Annotated in this window: 13 protein-coding genes; 1 reads left to right on the forward strand and 12 read right to left on the reverse strand. The window is 57.6% G+C overall.

Annotation, left to right across the window (positions count from 1 at the left end; all coding sequences use genetic code 11):
* Positions 1-158: 158 nt before the first annotated feature.
* From BBDE_RS10380 to BBDE_RS10420, 9 genes are all read right to left on the reverse strand, one after another.
* The gene (locus BBDE_RS10380; RefSeq protein WP_003838240.1) at positions 159-722 is read right to left on the reverse strand and encodes a heat shock protein transcriptional repressor HspR; all 564 of its coding nucleotides are present in this window, start codon (positions 720-722) and stop codon (positions 159-161) included.
* A gap of 5 nt (positions 723-727) precedes the next feature.
* Positions 728-1,753 (reverse strand): DnaJ C-terminal domain-containing protein, encoded by a 1,026-nt coding sequence (locus BBDE_RS10385; protein ID WP_003838239.1) that lies wholly within the window; start codon positions 1,751-1,753, stop codon positions 728-730.
* 30 nt (positions 1,754-1,783) lie between these two features.
* Positions 1,784-2,434 (reverse strand): nucleotide exchange factor GrpE, encoded by a 651-nt coding sequence (grpE, locus tag BBDE_RS10390; protein ID WP_003838238.1) that lies wholly within the window; start codon positions 2,432-2,434, stop codon positions 1,784-1,786.
* A gap of 2 nt (positions 2,435-2,436) precedes the next feature.
* On the reverse strand, positions 2,437-4,308 hold the full coding sequence (dnaK, locus tag BBDE_RS10395; protein WP_003838236.1) for a molecular chaperone DnaK: 1,872 nt from the start codon (positions 4,306-4,308) through the stop codon (positions 2,437-2,439).
* A 351-nt stretch (positions 4,309-4,659) separates the two neighbouring features.
* Positions 4,660-6,720, reverse strand: coding sequence for an alkaline phosphatase (gene phoA / locus BBDE_RS10400; protein ID WP_033489339.1), 2,061 nt, complete (start codon positions 6,718-6,720; stop codon positions 4,660-4,662).
* A 276-nt stretch (positions 6,721-6,996) separates the two neighbouring features.
* Entirely contained in the window at positions 6,997-9,546 is a 2,550-nt protein-coding gene (locus BBDE_RS10405) for a glycoside hydrolase family 31 protein (RefSeq protein ID WP_033489340.1), read from the reverse strand.
* A 13-nt stretch (positions 9,547-9,559) separates the two neighbouring features.
* On the reverse strand, positions 9,560-10,381 hold the full coding sequence (locus tag BBDE_RS10410; protein WP_003838230.1) for a carbohydrate ABC transporter permease: 822 nt from the start codon (positions 10,379-10,381) through the stop codon (positions 9,560-9,562).
* On the reverse strand, positions 10,378-11,265 hold the full coding sequence (locus BBDE_RS10415) for a carbohydrate ABC transporter permease (protein ID WP_003838229.1): 888 nt from the start codon (positions 11,263-11,265) through the stop codon (positions 10,378-10,380). The genes BBDE_RS10410 and BBDE_RS10415 overlap by 4 nt, the downstream gene beginning before the upstream one ends.
* Positions 11,266-11,427: 162 nt before the next feature.
* Positions 11,428-12,816, reverse strand: coding sequence for an extracellular solute-binding protein (locus BBDE_RS10420; protein ID WP_033489342.1), 1,389 nt, complete (start codon positions 12,814-12,816; stop codon positions 11,428-11,430).
* 269 nt (positions 12,817-13,085) lie between these two features.
* Between BBDE_RS10420 and BBDE_RS10425 the strand changes: the two genes are divergently transcribed.
* Positions 13,086-14,102 carry a LacI family DNA-binding transcriptional regulator gene (locus tag BBDE_RS10425; RefSeq protein ID WP_003838226.1) on the forward strand — a complete coding sequence of 339 codons (1,017 nt, stop codon included), beginning with the start codon at positions 13,086-13,088 and terminating at the stop codon, positions 14,100-14,102.
* 78 nt (positions 14,103-14,180) lie between these two features.
* On the opposite strand, the gene BBDE_RS10430 is transcribed toward BBDE_RS10425, so the two are convergent.
* From BBDE_RS10430 to BBDE_RS10440, 3 genes are all read right to left on the reverse strand, one after another.
* Entirely contained in the window at positions 14,181-15,095 is a 915-nt protein-coding gene (locus tag BBDE_RS10430; protein ID WP_003838225.1) for a sulfite exporter TauE/SafE family protein, read from the reverse strand.
* Positions 15,096-15,178: 83 nt separating this feature from the next.
* Positions 15,179-16,228 (reverse strand): class C sortase, encoded by a 1,050-nt coding sequence (locus tag BBDE_RS10435; protein WP_003838224.1) that lies wholly within the window; start codon positions 16,226-16,228, stop codon positions 15,179-15,181.
* A gap of 85 nt (positions 16,229-16,313) precedes the next feature.
* Positions 16,314-17,312, reverse strand: coding sequence for a Cna B-type domain-containing protein (locus BBDE_RS10440; protein ID WP_003838222.1), 999 nt, complete (start codon positions 17,310-17,312; stop codon positions 16,314-16,316).
* Between the last annotated feature and the right edge of the window lie 105 nt (positions 17,313-17,417).

Below are 17,417 nucleotides of genomic sequence, written 5' to 3' on the forward strand. Positions count from 1 at the left end.
GAAAAACAGCCGAAATACGGATAAACACTATTATTTCTCACAATAACGACATCATGTCAAATAGTAGGGGTTATTTTGGCCCACTATATAACAAAACTGGGCATCACCCCGTCAGGCATGCCCAGTTTTGAATGTTTTCCGAAAATCTGCTGTCAACTTTAACGAATTCCCCAAATCACCATGGATTTGGACTCCTCGCCTTCACCCGATCCGCTCCGTCCGGATGGCAATTCGCGTGTATTGACATGAATCTGCCGCCGCCACATGCGAGCCCTGCGAGAACGTTCGATTTCCACGATGCCACCGTCCGCGTCAGCCGCGAATACGCTGGAGCCGGCCGGCTTGCGCAACCGCTCCACCTGTCGGCGCAGTTCACGATTCTCCTCTTCAAGTTCGAGGATTCGCGTGATTCCAGCCAGATTGATGCCCTCTTCCTGACTGAGTTGCTGCGCCTGCACAAGGCGGAATACGTCCCGCAACGAGTATCGACGTGCACCGCCTCCCGTACGCTGCGGCACGACCAGCCCGAGGCGATCGTACTGCCGTAGCGTCTGCGGATGCACATTCGCCAGCTCGGCGGCACGGCCGACCGTGAACACCGGCAGTTCGATGTCGAAGCCGACTTCATCGGCACCGTCCAGATCAGCCCTGCCGGCCACAATCGCGATGGCACACATCTCATACAGCTGGCGAACCTGCTGCTCCACGCGTGACCGTGCCATGATACTCAGCGCTCCTTGGCGAGCTCATCGGCGAAGTCACCGCACGCCTTGTCGAACTCCTTCGCAGCGCGCTTGACCGCAAGGCCCGGCCTGTCGGGAATGCGTATTTCCACACGACCGATCAGATCACCGTCGCCGCGCGGATTGGCTACGCCCTTGCCGGAAAGGCGCACTTCGGTACCGCTCGAAGAGCCGGCCGGCACCTTGAAAGTGACTTCGTTGCCGTCGATGTCTTTGGCGCTCACCTTCGCACCGGCGACAGCCTGTCCGACCGTAATCAGCAAGGCCATGATGATGTCACGCTTGCGCATGGTGAACTTCGGATCCTCGGCGACGGAAATCTGCAGATACAGATCGCCGTTCTTGCCGCCGTTGCGCCCAGGCTTGCCCTTGCCGGCAAGACGGATTTTCTGACCATCCTTCACACCGGCGGGGATATGCGTCTTGAACTTCTTGCCACCGGCACTCAGGGATACCGTCGCCCCCTTGACCGCCTGACGGAAGGTCAGGTTGATCTTGGAATTACGATCCTCGCCATCCTCAGGCTGCACGGCCTGTTCGTAGGCGCCGTAAGGGCTACCCGCGCCAGCGCCATACGCTCCTGCGCCCTGGCCCGCGGCTCCGCCGAACATCGAGAAGATGTCGTTGAGATTCGGATTGCCGCCGTTGGTCTGGAAACGGATGCGCGACCCGTTGCCTCCCATGCCGGTACCGCCGAACATCGATCCGAAGATGTCGGAGAAACCGCTCGCGTCGAAGCCGCCCGCACCGGAGCCGCCGGCGAAACGCGCGCCACCCATGCCGAACTGGCGGATGGCGTCATACTTCTGGCGGCTTTCCTTGTTGTTCAGCACGTCGTACGCCTCGGAAATGTCCTTGAACTTTTCCTCGGCTTCCTTGGTCTTGTTCAGGTCAGGATGATACTTGCGCGCCAGCTTGCGGTATGCCTTGGTGATCTCGTCGTCGGTGGCCTCCTTGGAGACACCGAGGACCTTGTAGAAGTCTTTGCTCAGCCATTCATTCTCAGCCATGATGTGCCTCCTTTCGTGAGGTAGCTGACTTTAGCCCTGCGGGGAAGCCACGACCACACGGGCCGCGCGAATCACACGGTCGCCGATGCGGTAGCCGGCTTCCACCACGGTATCGACGGTTTCCTTCTCGGCGGTCGGATCCGGCTTGTGCAGAATCGCATCGTGCTTGGTCGGATCGAAGTCCTCGCCTTTTTCGCCGAACTTCTCGACGCCGAACTTCTCGAAAGCCTTGTCGATCTTTGCGGATACGGCCTTGAAGGAGTCGTCCATCTCGCTATGCTCGCGGATGCGGTCGATGTCGTCAAGAGCCGGCAGCAACGCAGTAAGTACGTCGATGATGCCGTGCTGACGGAAGCGATCCTGCTCCTTCTGCGCACGATTGCGGAAGTTGATGAATTCCGCACGCTCACGCTGGAGAGCCTCAAGATATTCCGCGGCTTCCTTCTTGGCCTGGCCCAGCGGGGTCAGGGTGTCGTCGGCAGCGGCGTCTTCGGCGTTTGCAGCGGTGGCGGAACCCTCAGCCTGTGCCGAGTCGGCCGCCGTATCGGCAGCGGCCGACTCGGGGGCACCGGCAGCGGCGTCATCCGCCGCCGGGCCGGTGCCGGAGGGAGCGGTCTGCCCGGACAGGTTGTCCATATCAGGCAGATCGTTCAGATACTCGTCCTTGTTGAAGTCGGACATGATTACTTGTTGTCCTTGTCGTCATCGTCCACGACTTCGGCGTCAACAACGTCATCGTCAGCGGTACCTGCGGCACCGGCAGCGCCCGCTCCGGCCGCACCCGCGGCGTCGGCGGCACCCTGCTGGGCGTAGAGGGCCTGACCGATCTTCTGGGCGGAGGTCATCAGCTCGCTCTGGGCGGTCTTGATCTTCTCGATGTCCTCACCCTTCAGGGCTTCCTTGAGCTCGTTGACCTTGTCGGTGACTTCCTTGGCCACGTCGTCGGAGAGCTTGTCCTTGTTATCGTTGACGAGCTTCTCGGTCTGGTAGGCGAAGGATTCGGCTTGGTTACGGGTCTCGGCATCCTCCTTGCGCTTCTTGTCTTCGGCCTCGTGGGCTTCGGCCTCCTTGACCATGCGATCGATCTCATCCTTCGGCAGGCCGGAGCCGCCGGTGATGGTCATGGACTGTTCCTTGCCAGTGCCCTTGTCCTTGGCGGACACGTGCACGATACCGTTGGCGTCGATGTCGAAGGTAACTTCGATCTGCGGGACGCCACGCGGCGCCGGCGCGATACCGGTCAGTTCGAAGGTGCCCAGCGGCTTGTTATCGCGAGCGAACTCACGTTCGCCCTGATAGACCTGGATGAGCACGGACGGCTGATTGTCTTCCGCGGTGGAGAAGACTTCCGAGCGCTTGGTCGGGATGGCGGTGTTGCGATCGATGAGCTTGGTCATGATGCCACCCTTGGTTTCGATGCCGAGGGACAGCGGGGTCACGTCGATGAGCAGCACGTCCTTACGGTCGCCCTTGATGACGCCGGACTGTACGGCAGCGCCGACGGCCACGACCTCATCCGGGTTCACGGACTGATTGGCTTCCTTACCGCCGGTGAGCTCCTTGACCAGCTCCTTGACGGCCGGCATACGAGTGGAGCCGCCGACGAGGACCACATGGTCGATGTCGCTCACACCAATGCCGGCGTCGGCCAGCACGTTGTTGAACGGAGTGCGGCAACGGCCCAGCAGATCGGAGGTCATTTCCTCGAAGTGGGCGCGGGTCAGGGTCTCGTCCAGATGCACCGGAGTGCCGTCAGGGGTCATGGCCAGATACTGCATGGAAATGCTGGTGCTGGTCGAGGAGCTCAGCTCCTTCTTGGCCTGCTCGGCGGCTTCCTTCAGACGCTGCAGAGCGATCTTGTCCTTGCTCAGGTCAACGCCATACTTGTTCTTGACTTCGCCGACGAGCCAGTCGATGATCTTCTGATCCCAGTCGTCGCCGCCCAGGTGATTGTCGCCGTTGGTGGCCTGCACCTGAATGGTGGAGAAGCCGTCATCGTCCTTGCCGATTTCCAGCAGGGACACATCGAAGGTGCCGCCACCCAGATCGAAAACCAGGATGCGCTCGTCTTCCTTGCCCTTTTCAAGACCGTAGGCCAGTGCGGCTGCGGTCGGCTCGTTGATGATACGCAGCACGTTCAGGCCAGCGATGGTGCCGGCGTCCTTGGTCGCCTGACGCTGGGCGTCGTTGAAGTATGCCGGGCAGGTGATCACGGCGTCGGTGACCGGCTCGCCCAGGTAGGCTTCGGCGTCGCGCTTGAGCTTCATCAGCACCTGTGCGGAAATCTCCTGCGGAGTCCACTTCTTGCCGTCGATCTCAACGGTCCAGTCAGTGCCCATGTGGCGCTTGACGGAGCTGATGGTGCGATCGACGTTGGTCACGGCCTGACGCTTGGCGACCTCGCCGACCAGAATCTCGCCGGACTTGCTGAATGCCACGACCGACGGAGTGGTGCGAGCGCCCTCGGCGTTCACGATAACGGTGGGCTGGCCACCTTCAAGAGTTGCGATGCAGGAATTGGTAGTACCCAAATCGATGCCAACTGCGCGTCCCATAACTTATCTCCTTTGCAGATTAGGTTCGCTATACGTTCTTTCGTTCTTCGCTCGAGTTCCGGATTGCCGTCTCTCGTGCTTTCCAAAACTTGAGCCTACACCACTCAACTTTTGAACGCAACTTTTTATTCCCGAATCCACAAAAATTCTTGAGCCACCTTCGCTCAACTTTGTCAATCCCCTCAATCTACCGACGCCCACACCCGCCTCACCGTCGGCAGATTGAAAAACAACCCAAACTACCGACCCTGACGACCACCTCACCGTCGGCAGATTGAAAAACAACCCAAACTACCGACGCTTAGAGGGCACTAAGCGTCGGTAGTTTGGGAAAAGGATGGACGACCCGAATCAGCGGGTGATCTTCACGGTCTTGATGATCATCGCAATGGCGGCCAACATGGCCACGGCGATCGCGACGACGGCCACCGCGGTACCGGTCTCACCGAGCGGCGAGCCGTCGGCCTTCGGATTGTTGTTGACCTTGCCGGAAGCGATCACACCGTTCTTGTCGGCATTCTTGTCGGAAGAACCGGCGGCCGGAGCCTGGAAGTCGACGGTCACGCTCTTGCCGGACTGGCGTCCGGTGACGGTAAGCGTATATTCGTTGCCTTCGGCCACCTTGTCGAGTGCGATCGCGGTGGTCTGCGCGGTCTTGACTCGCACACCGGAGAGCGGAGTGGTGGAGTCGGAAGCGGCGATCACATTACCCGATTTGTCCTTCAGCTCATAGCTGAGTACGGCATCACCGTTGAAGCCCGTCGCGTCGGCGGCATACGAGCCGTTTTCGGTGGCGACCTTGACTTCGGCGTTGTCGGACAATGCCTTCTGCTGGTCGGTGGTGGTGGCCAGGCCGAGCGCGCCGGCGATGGTGTAGAAGTTGTCGGTCTGATCGGTCAAGCCGATCACACGCTGGGCGCCCGGACCAGATGCCGCTATGCGCAGCTGGGTGCCGGTGTGTTCCATGTCACCACCGTTGTAGCCGCCTTCCTCATCGCGGGAGTCCTCCTGAGCGGTGCCGTAGGAGACGACCATGTTGTTGCCGTCGGCGGTCTTGAGCACGGTGGAGAGCGCATAGGCCGGCTGAGCGTTGAGAATCTGCGAGGTGTGGGCGTGGTCGGCGGTGACGATCACGAGCGTGTCGGAAAGATCAACGTTCTGCAGCACGTAGGAGATGGCCTGATCGAAGTCATCGGTCTCACCGATCTGTCCACAGGCGTTGCCGGCATGATCCTGCTTGTCGATCGAAGCGCCCTCGATCTGCAGGAAGAAACCGTTGGATTGGCTGGCCGGATTGGCATTGAGCAGTTCGAGTGCCTTCTTGGACATGTCCTTGAGCGAGGAGCCCTGGTTGCCGAGCCACTGATCGTTCACGGTGCACACGGTCGGATTGGCGTCCTTGGACGGATCCTTGGCGGTCGCCTTCGACGCGTTGAACTTGGTCGGCATATTGCCATCGCTCATCAGCGCGAGTACCGGCTGGCCCTCCTTGTATTCAAGCGCGTTCATGGCCGCCGGATCGTTTTCGACGGCCTGGTAGCCCATCTCCTTGGCCTGTTCCCACACGGTCTTACCCGCATATTCGCCGCCCTGTACGGTCTGGCGGAAGTACTTGGAACCGCCGCCGATAGTCACGTCGGCGCGGGTGTCGAGCAGCTGCTCGGAGATGGAGCCGATGCCGCCGTTCTCCTTAAGCTGGTTCACGAGGCAACGCTTCGCAGCATCATTAGAGGAACCATCGGTCTTGCCCTGCGGACCGTAGCAGCCACGCTCGGAGGAATGTGATTCCAGTACGGCCGGAGTGGCGTCCTGGATTTCCGCGGTGGTCACGTTGCCGGTCGCCTTGCCTGCAGCCTTGGCGAGTTCGAACAGATTGAGCTGTGGATTGCCATACACGTCGACATCCACCGCGTTGTTGTAGGTCTTGGTACCGGTTGCCCAAGCAGAACCGGATGCGGAGGAGTCGGTGACTGCGGTAATCTTGCCGGGATTCGAATTGGCGTTCAGATTGCCCTTACCGTCCTTGCCGACGGCGCTGTCGGAGCTGTTGGAACCGAGCGAGAAGGTCGTGTACTGTCCGGTGCCGGCTTCCACGTCGTCGAGCGCACCGGGCTGACCTACCGCGTCAAGACCGTCGAAATGGCCGTTGACACCCTTGAGATAGTTGCGCGCCACGGTGATTTCGGAGTCGCCCATGCCGTCGCCGATGAACAGGACGACATTCTTGGCGGACTTGTTGCCGATTGCTGCGATGCGTTGTGCGCCGCCGTGCTGGGCCAGTTCGGCCACGGATTTGCCATTCGGACTGTAGGTGGATGCGCTGTCAGCGAGCGCCGGTACGGCGAGCGCGCCGAGCGTGGCGACGGAGGCGAACGCCGCGATGGCGCCCTGAAGAGCCTTGTGCTTGCCCATGTGTTCTTCTTTCTTCTGCACGCGGAACCTTTCCGCGCCTTGATGTTGCGGAATCTTGCGTTTCCATCACCCACGCTAAGCATGCAAAACCAACGCAGTTCAATTCGCACCCTAACGGCAGATGAATTCTGAGCCTGCCAAAGTGAATAATTTCCCTACCATCACAAAACGGGTCTGTGACTCCCCTGTTATGAGGAAGTCGCAGACCCGTTGACTCGCTTATATGATATCGACCGCTGATTCATCGCATATGGCGGATGCCCCCTAGCATGCTTATCAGCTACGCAACAGAATCTCCTCCAAGACGCCGTTTACCGCGTCGGGCATGCCGTATGCGACGAACGGTTCCTTGCTGAAGCGTGGTTTGCCGTCAAGCGTGCGCAAGGTGCCAACCGCTCGGACGCCTTGTTCTCGGATTGCCTGTAACGCATGCTCTTTGGTGATATACGGCATCTGTGCATGTAGCAGCGCATCAAGTACATCCTTGTCAATCGGATTATCCGCGACGGACAAACCTTTTGGAACGATGACACTCAGCCGAGCAGTTGAAGGCACGTCATGTACGGCGATGGACAGGCTCAGCGTCTGTTCATCGTACGCAATCTCAGCCGTCTCGCAGGCGATGCCGTTGATGGTAATCTGCAGTTCGCCGGTCCCAACCGGCGAGACGCCACGGAACACAATCGTCCAATCGCGTCGTTCCGGCACGGATTCGACGGCTCCGTCAACCGGTGAAATCTCGAGCCTACTGCCGCCTGATCCGGTAGCGTCACCATCCTTGGCACTATCAGCAATGTCGGCACGCCAATCGAACGTCATCATCGTGTCCGCGATGTGCGCACGTCTCGCGCAGGATACGATTCCGTCATCCTCACGCAACGTGAAAGTTCCGTCCGCACCGGGGAAAACCAGCACGTGCAGGACCGAGGGATTGCGAAGGTCGTTGACATCGTCACCGGTTGCAAGTTCCTGCAACGGAATGATGCCACCCGCTTTAGCGAACACAGGTGTGCGGTCAAGCGCGCGCCACACTTCAAGTCGCCGCCCGGACGCGTTATCGGAGACATAGCGCCGTCCATCGAAGAAGTCGTACCATTCACCTTGCGGCAACCATGCTTCAGTCCTGCCACGCTGTGCCGTCGGATCGTCATCGGTCACGATGGGTGCCACCAGCAGTTCGGTACCGAATCGGAATTCGTCTGGCACTTCGTAGGCTTGCGGATTGTTCGGTTCGCTCCAATACATCGGTTCGACCAGCGGCCGTCCGTCAAGCGCCGCACGATAGTTCATCGTGTACAAGTACGGCAGCAGCATATGGCGCAGTCTCAGTGAGGCGACCATGGCCGCATGCACATCGCCGGAAAAATTCCATGGCTCCTTGCCGGTGAACGGCGAGCTGCTTGAATGCAGGCGGTTAATCGGGCTGAATGTGCCCAACTGGTACCAACGGGCCTCTAGATGTTCATTACGGTAGCCACACATATGCCCACCGATGTCATGACTCCACCAGCCATAGCCGATGTTCGATGCGGTCGCGGTGAAATATGGCTGGAATTGCAATGACTCCCATGTGACGATGGTGTCGCCGGAGAAGCCTACCGGATAGCGATGCGAACCGGGACCGGCGTAACGGGAGAAGGTCAATGGCCAGCGGCCGTCGCGCCCGGAATCCAGATAGTGCATGTGATTGAGTACCCACAGCGGGTCAAGTCCCGGCTGTCGGGTCACACCGCCCTGTTGCCAGTCGAGCCACCAGAAGTCGACGCCCTCATCTTCCATACGGTGATGCATGTCAAGATATGCATCGACGAAGTCCGGATTGGTCAGGTCGAATTCCGCAGCCTCCCCGGTCGTGGGGTCAATGCCGACACGTTTGGCGACCGTTTCGTAATCGTCTTCGTACGCACGTATGCCGTCGCGCGGATGCACGTTCAATGTGGCCTTCAGCCCGCGTTCGTGCAGACTGCGTAGAAATGCACAATGATCCGGGAATAGCTGACTGTTCCACGAGTAGCCGGTCCAGCCGGAACCATATTTCGGATTCACGTCATCGACACGATGCCAATCCATATCGATGACCGACGTGGTGAACGGGATACCCTCATTCTTGAAACGATCCATCAGTTCCAGGTATTCCGTCTGCGTGTAACGGTAGTAGCGACTCCACCAGTTGCCAAGCGCATAGCGCGGCAGCAACGGGGTCGGTCCAGCCAGCGTATAGAAGTCCTGCACAGCTTCGATGTAACGACGCCCGTATCCGAAGAAATAGATGTCGGTTTCCGCATGATCTCTTGGCCTAACCCAAGTGCCGAGCGGATTCGTCTTGCCGTCGACTTCATCGGCCTCGACGATGACGTTCGATCCGGAATCATCGATCACAGCCCAACCGTCACGTGAGAGTACACCGTCATCCAACGCGATTTCGCCATCAGCCTCGTCAAGTGTACGCGCGGTACCTTTGAGATTGTGCAGAGGCGCATCGCCGTAATGCCAAGTATTGAACTGAGTATCGGAGACGCCTTTGACGACGATGCTCAGCCCTTCCTTGCTGAACGGTTTGCCGTCGTAGGTCAGGTAGAGTGCAGGGGTATCGACGATGAGCAGCCCGTTACGATGCGTTACGGTGAATTCCGGATCGGCTCCAAAGTCGCGATTGACGGCCATCTGCGTCAACCGATCCTCAAACTCGCCTGAATCGGACCATTCGAGCCGAATGAGGGATTCGGTGAGGATGCCGATCCTCCAATGCTTGCCCTGTAGGACTGTCGCGTCGCGCATGCACGGTCGTGCATTGCGTACATAGTCGATGAATACGTTGCTTGTCATGGTGTTTCCCACTTTACTTGCCACTGCCAGTCGCGATGCCGGCGATGAACTGCTTCTGGAAGATCATGTAGACAATGATTACCGGCACGATGGCCAGCGAGGTGGCCGCGAACAGTCCGCCGTAATCAGTGCCGTACTGGCCGTTAAAGGCCTTCAATCCGACAGCGAGCAGCTGCTTTTTCTCATCAGTGATCATAAGGAACGGCCACAGGTAGTCTTCCCAGTTCCACAGGAACGTGAATATCGCCAATGCTGCGATGGTATTGTGGCTCATCGGCAGGATGATGCTGTGGAAGATTCTGGTTTCGGAAGCACCGTCGAGTTTGGCGGCTTCGATCAGCTCATCGGAGATGCCGGAGATGGATTGGCGGAACAGGAAGATGCCGAACGCGCTTATCATGCCGGGCAACACGAGGGACGTGTAGGTGTCTTGCAAACCCCAGTTGGTGAACATCTCGTACTGCGGGATGATGGTTACGGCCCATGGGATCATCATGGTGCTCATGACGACGCCGAAGAGCAGGTTACGGCCACGGAAGCGCATTTTGGAAAACACGTAGCCGAGCACGGCACTGGTATAAATCGCAATGCCGGTTTTCAGACCCGCTACGACCAGAGAGTTGATGAACAAGCGCAGGAAATTGAATTTTTCCTGGATACTCACATAGTTGGCAAGTGTGGATGGCTTGGGGAACAGCCCTCCGGTCACCTTGACGATCTCGCTGTTCGGTGCAAATGACGAGATAAACATCCAGATGAAAGGAACGATGGTGATCAGGGCGACGGCGAACAATAACGCCGTGAGGATGATGCCGCCGATTCTGCGATTTTTCATGCCAGGTCCTCCGAATCTCCCGAAATCTTGAACATGATGAGGGTCAGCACGCCGGTAAAGAGGAAGAGGATGACCGCCTGCGCCGACGCGACTCCGAAGTTATATTTCTGGAATGCCTGATCGAAGATGAGATAGCTGATGGTGTAGGTCGATGTTCCCGGCCCGCCTTCGGTCATGACGAGAATCTGCACATATGCCTGCAGATAGCTGATAAGCGACGTGATGACGATGAATAAGGTGGTCGATTTAAGCAGTGGCAGAGTGATTTTAAAGAAGACCTGCACCGAATTGGCTCCATCGATGGCGGCGGCCTCATAGACATCGCGCGGCAGATTCATCAGGCCGGCCAAGTACAGGACGGTAGCATAACCGAAATCCTTCCAGATGGTCATGATGATGATTGCGGGCATGGCCCACTTGGTGTCATGCAGCCAATTGATATCGAGCCCGGTGATTTTATCCACCATGCCGAACTGCGGATCGAACATCCACATCCACACGAAAGAAACCGCAACGAGTGGGGTAATGGTCGGCATATAGAACAAACCACGCAACGTATCCTTGCATCTGACGAGTTTGGCGCTCAGCAGCAACGCCAGCCCAAGACCCAATACGATGCGAAAAACGGTGGATATTCCTGCGAACACTGCCGTGTTCCACATAGAACTCCAGAAAAGCTTGTCGGTCAGAATCTGTTTGAAGTTATCGAAACCGACCCAGTCATAGGTGCCAACCAGAGGATTCCAGTCATGCAGGCTGCCTGCGAACGCCTTGATGATCGGATAGGCCAGGAATACGGCGAAGTAGACCACCAAGAAGGTGACCGCCATGTTGCGTAGGGTGAAAATCCTTGACAGTAGAGATTCACCGTTCTTGTTCTTCATTGAATCTCGCCTCTTTATTGAGTTGGATCAGGTCGGCATGTCGGCGCGCCATGCCGACCTATGCCGTTTGTGAGAAAAGACAGCCGCGGCGCGGAGGAGATGAAACCGTGCCGCGGCCATGGGTTGGATGGGGGGAATGGAGAGGAAGCGGACTGTCGACGGTTACTTGTGCTCGTCGAAGTAGGTGTATTTGCTTTCCATCGACGTGAAATCGGAACTCTTCATGTCGGTATCCATCTGAGTCTGTGCTTCCTTAAGCGCCTTATCGATGGACATGCCATTCTGGAAGACGTTCTGGAAGGCGGTGGTGCCGCTGGATTCGACGGTGGACGGTGCCGGTCCCGGCCAGATCAGGCGATCGACGCGCGGTTGGATGGCGGCCATGATCGGCTTGGCGAGGATGTCTTCGTCCTTCTGAAGGGTGACCTTAGCGGGGAAGGAGTTAAGTTCGTCGACCGCCTCGCGGATGTAATCGTCGTTGGCGAGCAGGTATTTGATGAAGTCCTGAGCAACGGCTTGCTGTTCCTTGGTCTGGTTCTTGTTGATGCCTGGGGTGGATTCACCGTTGTAGCGATCGTAGGCGAACGGGGTGCCCTCGGAGAAGGTCGGAGTGGCGAAGACACCGTAATCGATGTCCGGGTACTTCTCCTTGAGAGTGCCTTCCATGTGCCCCCATGCGTAAATCATGGCGGACTGTCCGTTGCCGAAACTTTGGGTGTAGTCATTGCCGAAATCGACGGATCCGACCTTGTACTTGTCATACAGGTCCTTGAGGAACTGCATATTCTCCTTGGTCACGTCATTGTCGTAGTTGGCTTTCTTGCCATCGGAGCTGAACAGCAACTCACCCTTTTGATAGTTCAGGCCCTGATAGATGGCGCTGTAGGCGTCGCCGTTGAAATTGAAGCCGGCTTGGGTCATTTTGCCGCCGTCGGTCTTGGTGAGCTTCTGGGCGACTTGGATAAACTCGTCCCATGTGGTAGGGATGTCGGCATCGGTCAGTCCGGCTTCCTTCCATAGGGTCTTGTTGTAATAGATGTTGCCGGTGTTGATGACGGAGTCGACGTATTTGACCTTACCGTTTTCATCCTCATGCACGGAGGCGGTGGAGTAGTCGGTTTCCAGTGCCTTGGTATCGATGTCGTAATCGGCCGCGTACGGGCGAATCAAAGCGTCGTAGGAGTTGTGAATATTGAAGACCGCCGGACCGTTTTTGCCCTTCAAGGCCAGCGGCAACTTGGTCCAGTAATCATCCCAGGAAACGTTCACCGTCCTGATGGTGACGTTCGGATAGATTTTCATGTAGGATTCGATCATCTTGTAGACCGGATCGGTCCCCTTGGACCCCCAACTCCAGTATTCGATCTGAATCGGCTTGCCGTCGTTGACCAGATGGTTGGGGTCATAGGTGATGGTCTTGCCCATGACGTCGAGCCCCTTGTCAGCCTTGGTATCGGTGGTACCAGAACCGGTGGTGCCGCTGCCGCATGCCGCCAGCCCAACGATGCTCATAGCCGCCACTGCTGCCGCAATGCTCTTTTTGAACCTCATGTCTCTCCTTACGTCTTCGTAGGCCTTCATTTGCCCTAGCGGACAGGCAACAGCATACGACAAGGGTTTCATATTGGCAATTCAGTTTTTTATAAATGTAACCGGTTTCATTTGAAACCCTTTTCATTGCAACAATGTGAGCGTGAACATATGATAATCACACGGCGTATCGCACTGAAACCCTTTTCATTCTTTTTCACTTGTGCAACAATAGAGAGACAAATGCGATGCTAGGCTGAAACAAGCATCACGAATCATTCGGAGGCACCATGAAGGCGAGTATCGGCGACGTAGCACTCAAAGCCGGCGTATCCAACGCGACGGTGTCGCGCACCTTCGCGCACCCTGAGCAGGTATCCGAAGCAACTCGCATCAAAGTGCAGGCCGCAGCCGATGCGTTGAATTTCAGCATCTCCCGATCGGCGGGAATCCTCAAATCAGGACGCACCTACCGTGTCGCATTGCTAATCGGCAGTCATGCCATCGAATGGTTCACGGCAGAGATTATCGCCGGACTCAACGACGTCTTACGCGACGCCGGCTACGATCTCGTCATCTACCCCATCGAAGGGGCCGAGGCACGCGATGCATTCTTCGAAGAGCTGCCCGTCCGCAACAACGCAGATGCCGTGTTCGTATCCTCTTTCGGCATCAGCCCAGACGAAGTGAAGCGTCTCGGCACCGCCAAAATACCGATTGTCGGAGTCAACACCACCAGCGAGGGCTTCGATGCGACTGTTGGCATCGACGACAAGGAAGGCATTAAGCTCATCGTGCGGCATCTCGCCAAACTAGGGCATCGCAATCTTCTGTACCTCTATGAGAGCTTCTCATCTACGCTCGGTTTCAGTTCATACAACCGCATCACTGGATTTCAAGAAGCCTGCGGCACCATCGATGGCATGAATGCGCGCACACTGGCCGTACAGAAGAACGACAACATCATCGATGCCGCGATCTCCGAAATGATGGCGCAGGACAATCCGCCCACTGCCCTATGCTTCCATCAGGATTCGCAGGCTATCCCGCTGTTCTTCCGTCTTCAACGAAGCGGGCTATCCATCCCATTGGATATTTCCGTGACAGGTTTCGATGACAGCGCGTTCGCCGAAGAAGCCCAATTAACCACCGTCCGGCAACGGCCGCATGATATGGCCGTCGCAGCCGCAAGGAAAGCGCTGGATCTGATTGAAGGACGACCCGTCTCCAAACCGTTCGAGACGTTCCCGGTTCAACTACAGGTACGCGGCTCGACCGCAAAGCCACGAACTACGCCTTTACTGTAGATACGGTTGTTTCACAGACGGATGCCCGACCTCGCTAACCGATCTTGGCGCAGGTCTTCTGACCGGCATTGACCGAAACTATGCGCGGGAACCATGAGCCGCACGAGTGGCTTTGACGGCCACGAAGAAGCTGCGGACCAATAACACGCACAGATAGGCCGCGAACATGATGGCTCCGGCACGCGGCGAGACCGCCCCGGCGACCCATGTGCCGAAAGGTGTGGTCAGCGCAGCTATGACGCCGATGATCAGCCCGGCCTTGATGTGCACCAACTTACGTTTCATATTCGCCACACTGGTGGTGATCGAGTTCGGGAACATGGCAAGCAGCGAAGTACCGCGCGCGATCAGATCGGATGCCCCGAACAGTATCGACAATGCCGGCACGGCCAGTGCGCCGCCGCCGATACCCAGCAACCCGGCCAAGGTGCCGATGACCACGCCCAACAGCACCAGCCCGACGCCCGTCGCCACACTCATGGAGATCCGTTGGTCCCGCGACGGCGTAAAAATCACCTGATTGACGGTTACGAATACCAGAAACACCACGAACACCCACCGCAGTACGAGTTCCGGCAACCGCGACAACAGCCAGCTACCAAACTGTCCGCCGGCGAACATGCCAACGAACAGCAGCACGGCCGCGACCCAGTCGACGTTGCCATTGTGCGCGTAGGAGATCACGCCGGAAATCGACGTCGGTACGATCGCCAGCATGGAGGTCGCCGCCGCGTGGCGTTGCGACAGTCCGAGCCACACCAGTGCGGGCACGATCACCGTACCGCCGCCGATGCCGAACATGCCGGACAACAGGCCGACGATCATGCCGACAATCACCAGCACCATCATGCCGTGAGGCGATTCATCCAGCCCACTCGGATTCGGCCCGAATAGGCGATCCGCCTTCGTGTCAGCCTGACCTATGCTCGCCGCGCTTTGTTCGCCCCCACTCAGTTCAGGCTCCACACGGCTCTTTCCCGCATCACCTTGCATGGCATTCTCCTTCTTCGCCTGATACTACCCAACCGACTTCAGCACAAGCGTCCGCCAACGTTGCATCGATACCCGCGGCGGCACTACCTTCGCACGCCAGACGAATGATGGCCATCCGCAACGAGTCCGGCCTTAACCGGGCGTCCACGCTTCCGTAATCGTCCAAGCCACACGAGCATACATCCGAACAGACACACCAGCAGTCCAACCATACAAGCTGCCACAGCGGTCATTTCCCAAGGCTCGTCATACTGCGTCATATCAGATGCTTTCGGATTCGGAATCCTATGCCCGCGCACAAGAAGTCGATGTGAGTTGATGCCGTACGGAGTGCAAGTGATCAGTGTCGCATAGTCGGCTCCAGATTCGATGTTGAGTTCGCCGATTTCGTTCGGCAGCACTACTGAAATCTGGTCGATTTTATACGTGTAGGTTTCGTCGAGCACGTGGAAGGCGAACGTGTCGCCTTTTTCGAGTTCGTCCAGTCCGGTCAGCAGTCGCGCGGACGGTAGTCCGGTATGTCCGGAGATCACCGCATGCGTTGTCCCTCCGCCGATTGGCAGTGACGACCCAGCCAGATGTCCGGCGGCGATCTGCAGTACGCCGTCGCTAGTGCCGTGGTAGATGGGCAGTTTGACTTTGATGCGTGGAATCGTGACGTACCCCATGATGCCGGTACCGGTCACATCGAGAGTTTCGCTGTAGAGCTTTTTCTGCTCGGCGGTCATATGCCATCGGTCGCCGTTCGTAGCCAACTTCTCGTTGTATTCACGCGCCTCGCCGAGCATCGTCTGTTTTTCGGTACCTGACAAATCTTCGGTTTGTTCCACGTAGGCAGCCACCGCATACGATTGGTGCATACGATTCCACCAATCGCTGAATGTCGGGTATGCAATCAGGCACAATGCGCCGATCATGAACACGGCAGAGATGACGATGAGCACGTCGAACAGTCGGCTCGGCTTTCTCGGGAGTTTCGTTTCCGCACCGGCACCGGCAGGAGTATCGTCATCAGCGAAGTCGCCGGTAGCACCAGCCGGATCGCCGGCGACGGGTCGTGCTGTTCCAGCCATGGTTTCGGACGCGGTCTCAAGCGAGGACCAGTCCTCATCCTGAGATTTCCGTCTTGTCATCGTCCACTACCTTTCGCGGAATCCTCCGCTGAATCTTTCGCCCGGGTCCGACTAATCGGCCAATCCGGTCACGCAGTCTAAGGCACTACTTGTCGCCGGCCATATCCGAGCGTTTTCCATCCCGCGTTCCGCGCACGCCTCGCGCCAATAGCAATAGGATAATGCCTCCGCCAAGCGATGCCACGGCAATCCGTGCTACTTGTTCGATGTTGGAGCCGGTATGGGGCGGCTGCTGCGGAGTATGTGAGTTAGTGATGGTGGTCGTTTTATTTTCTTGGTCGACGCTCATGGTGTAGCTATCCGGCACGTCGGTTTCGACGATTACCCACGTATGACCGTCTGTCAACCCATTCCACTGGTGTTTCCAGCCGTTAGAGGCGTTAAGTGTCACGGTTTCGTAGGTTTCACCGTCGCGAAGCAGCGTCACAGTCACTTCGTCGGGGCGTTTGCCATCGGAATTGTTGCGGTCGTTCCACACTTTGCGGACTTCGCGCTGGATGGTTGCGGGTGAGTTCATGGAGCATTCGGCTTTCGGCTCGATATTCAATGCGCGTTTGCCACCAGTAAGGCCATTTTCAGGTACGGCGATAAGCATGTTGGCGGATTCGCAACGGTATTCGTCATTTTCCACAGCGCCCGCAATTATCAGGTACAGGCCATCTTCAACATTGGAGAAAGTGAGGTTGCCTGTGGTGTTGGTGATGCCGGTCTGGGTTGCTTCCGGCTTGTTGAGTGCGATGAGTCCGGCGAGCGTATTGGCTGCGTCACGATATACTTTGGCGTCTTTGTCGGTCAGCGTCGACCAGTCGAACGGGTAGGTGATGGAATTGGTGAAAGGTGCAATCGGCTTGAAATTGGCACCGGATGAGACTTTGCCGACCTTATACAGGCTGATGTCGGCGTCGGCGATGGTGGTGCCGGACTCGCTACTGTTATGCGAGTAAGCGATGGCGATGCTGCCACTGGCGGAGTCTGTGGCATCCGCGACGGCATCGCAGGTACTGAAGGCACAGACTGCGGCGATTCCGGCCGCAAGCGCGCAACATGCGGCAATCATGCGATTGACGATTGTACGTTCCTTCATTGTTGTTCCTCTTCTGGTACGTTTCAGTGCCTGTCCCCCAACTTTGCACGGGCAGAAGTCTATTGCTCCTTACGAGTAAGGAGCCGGGCTGAACTCTCAAAAGAG

It is taken from the genome of Bifidobacterium dentium JCM 1195 = DSM 20436 (assembly GCF_001042595.1).
In the GTDB taxonomy this organism is placed as follows: Bacteria; Actinomycetota; Actinomycetes; order Actinomycetales; family Bifidobacteriaceae; genus Bifidobacterium; species Bifidobacterium dentium.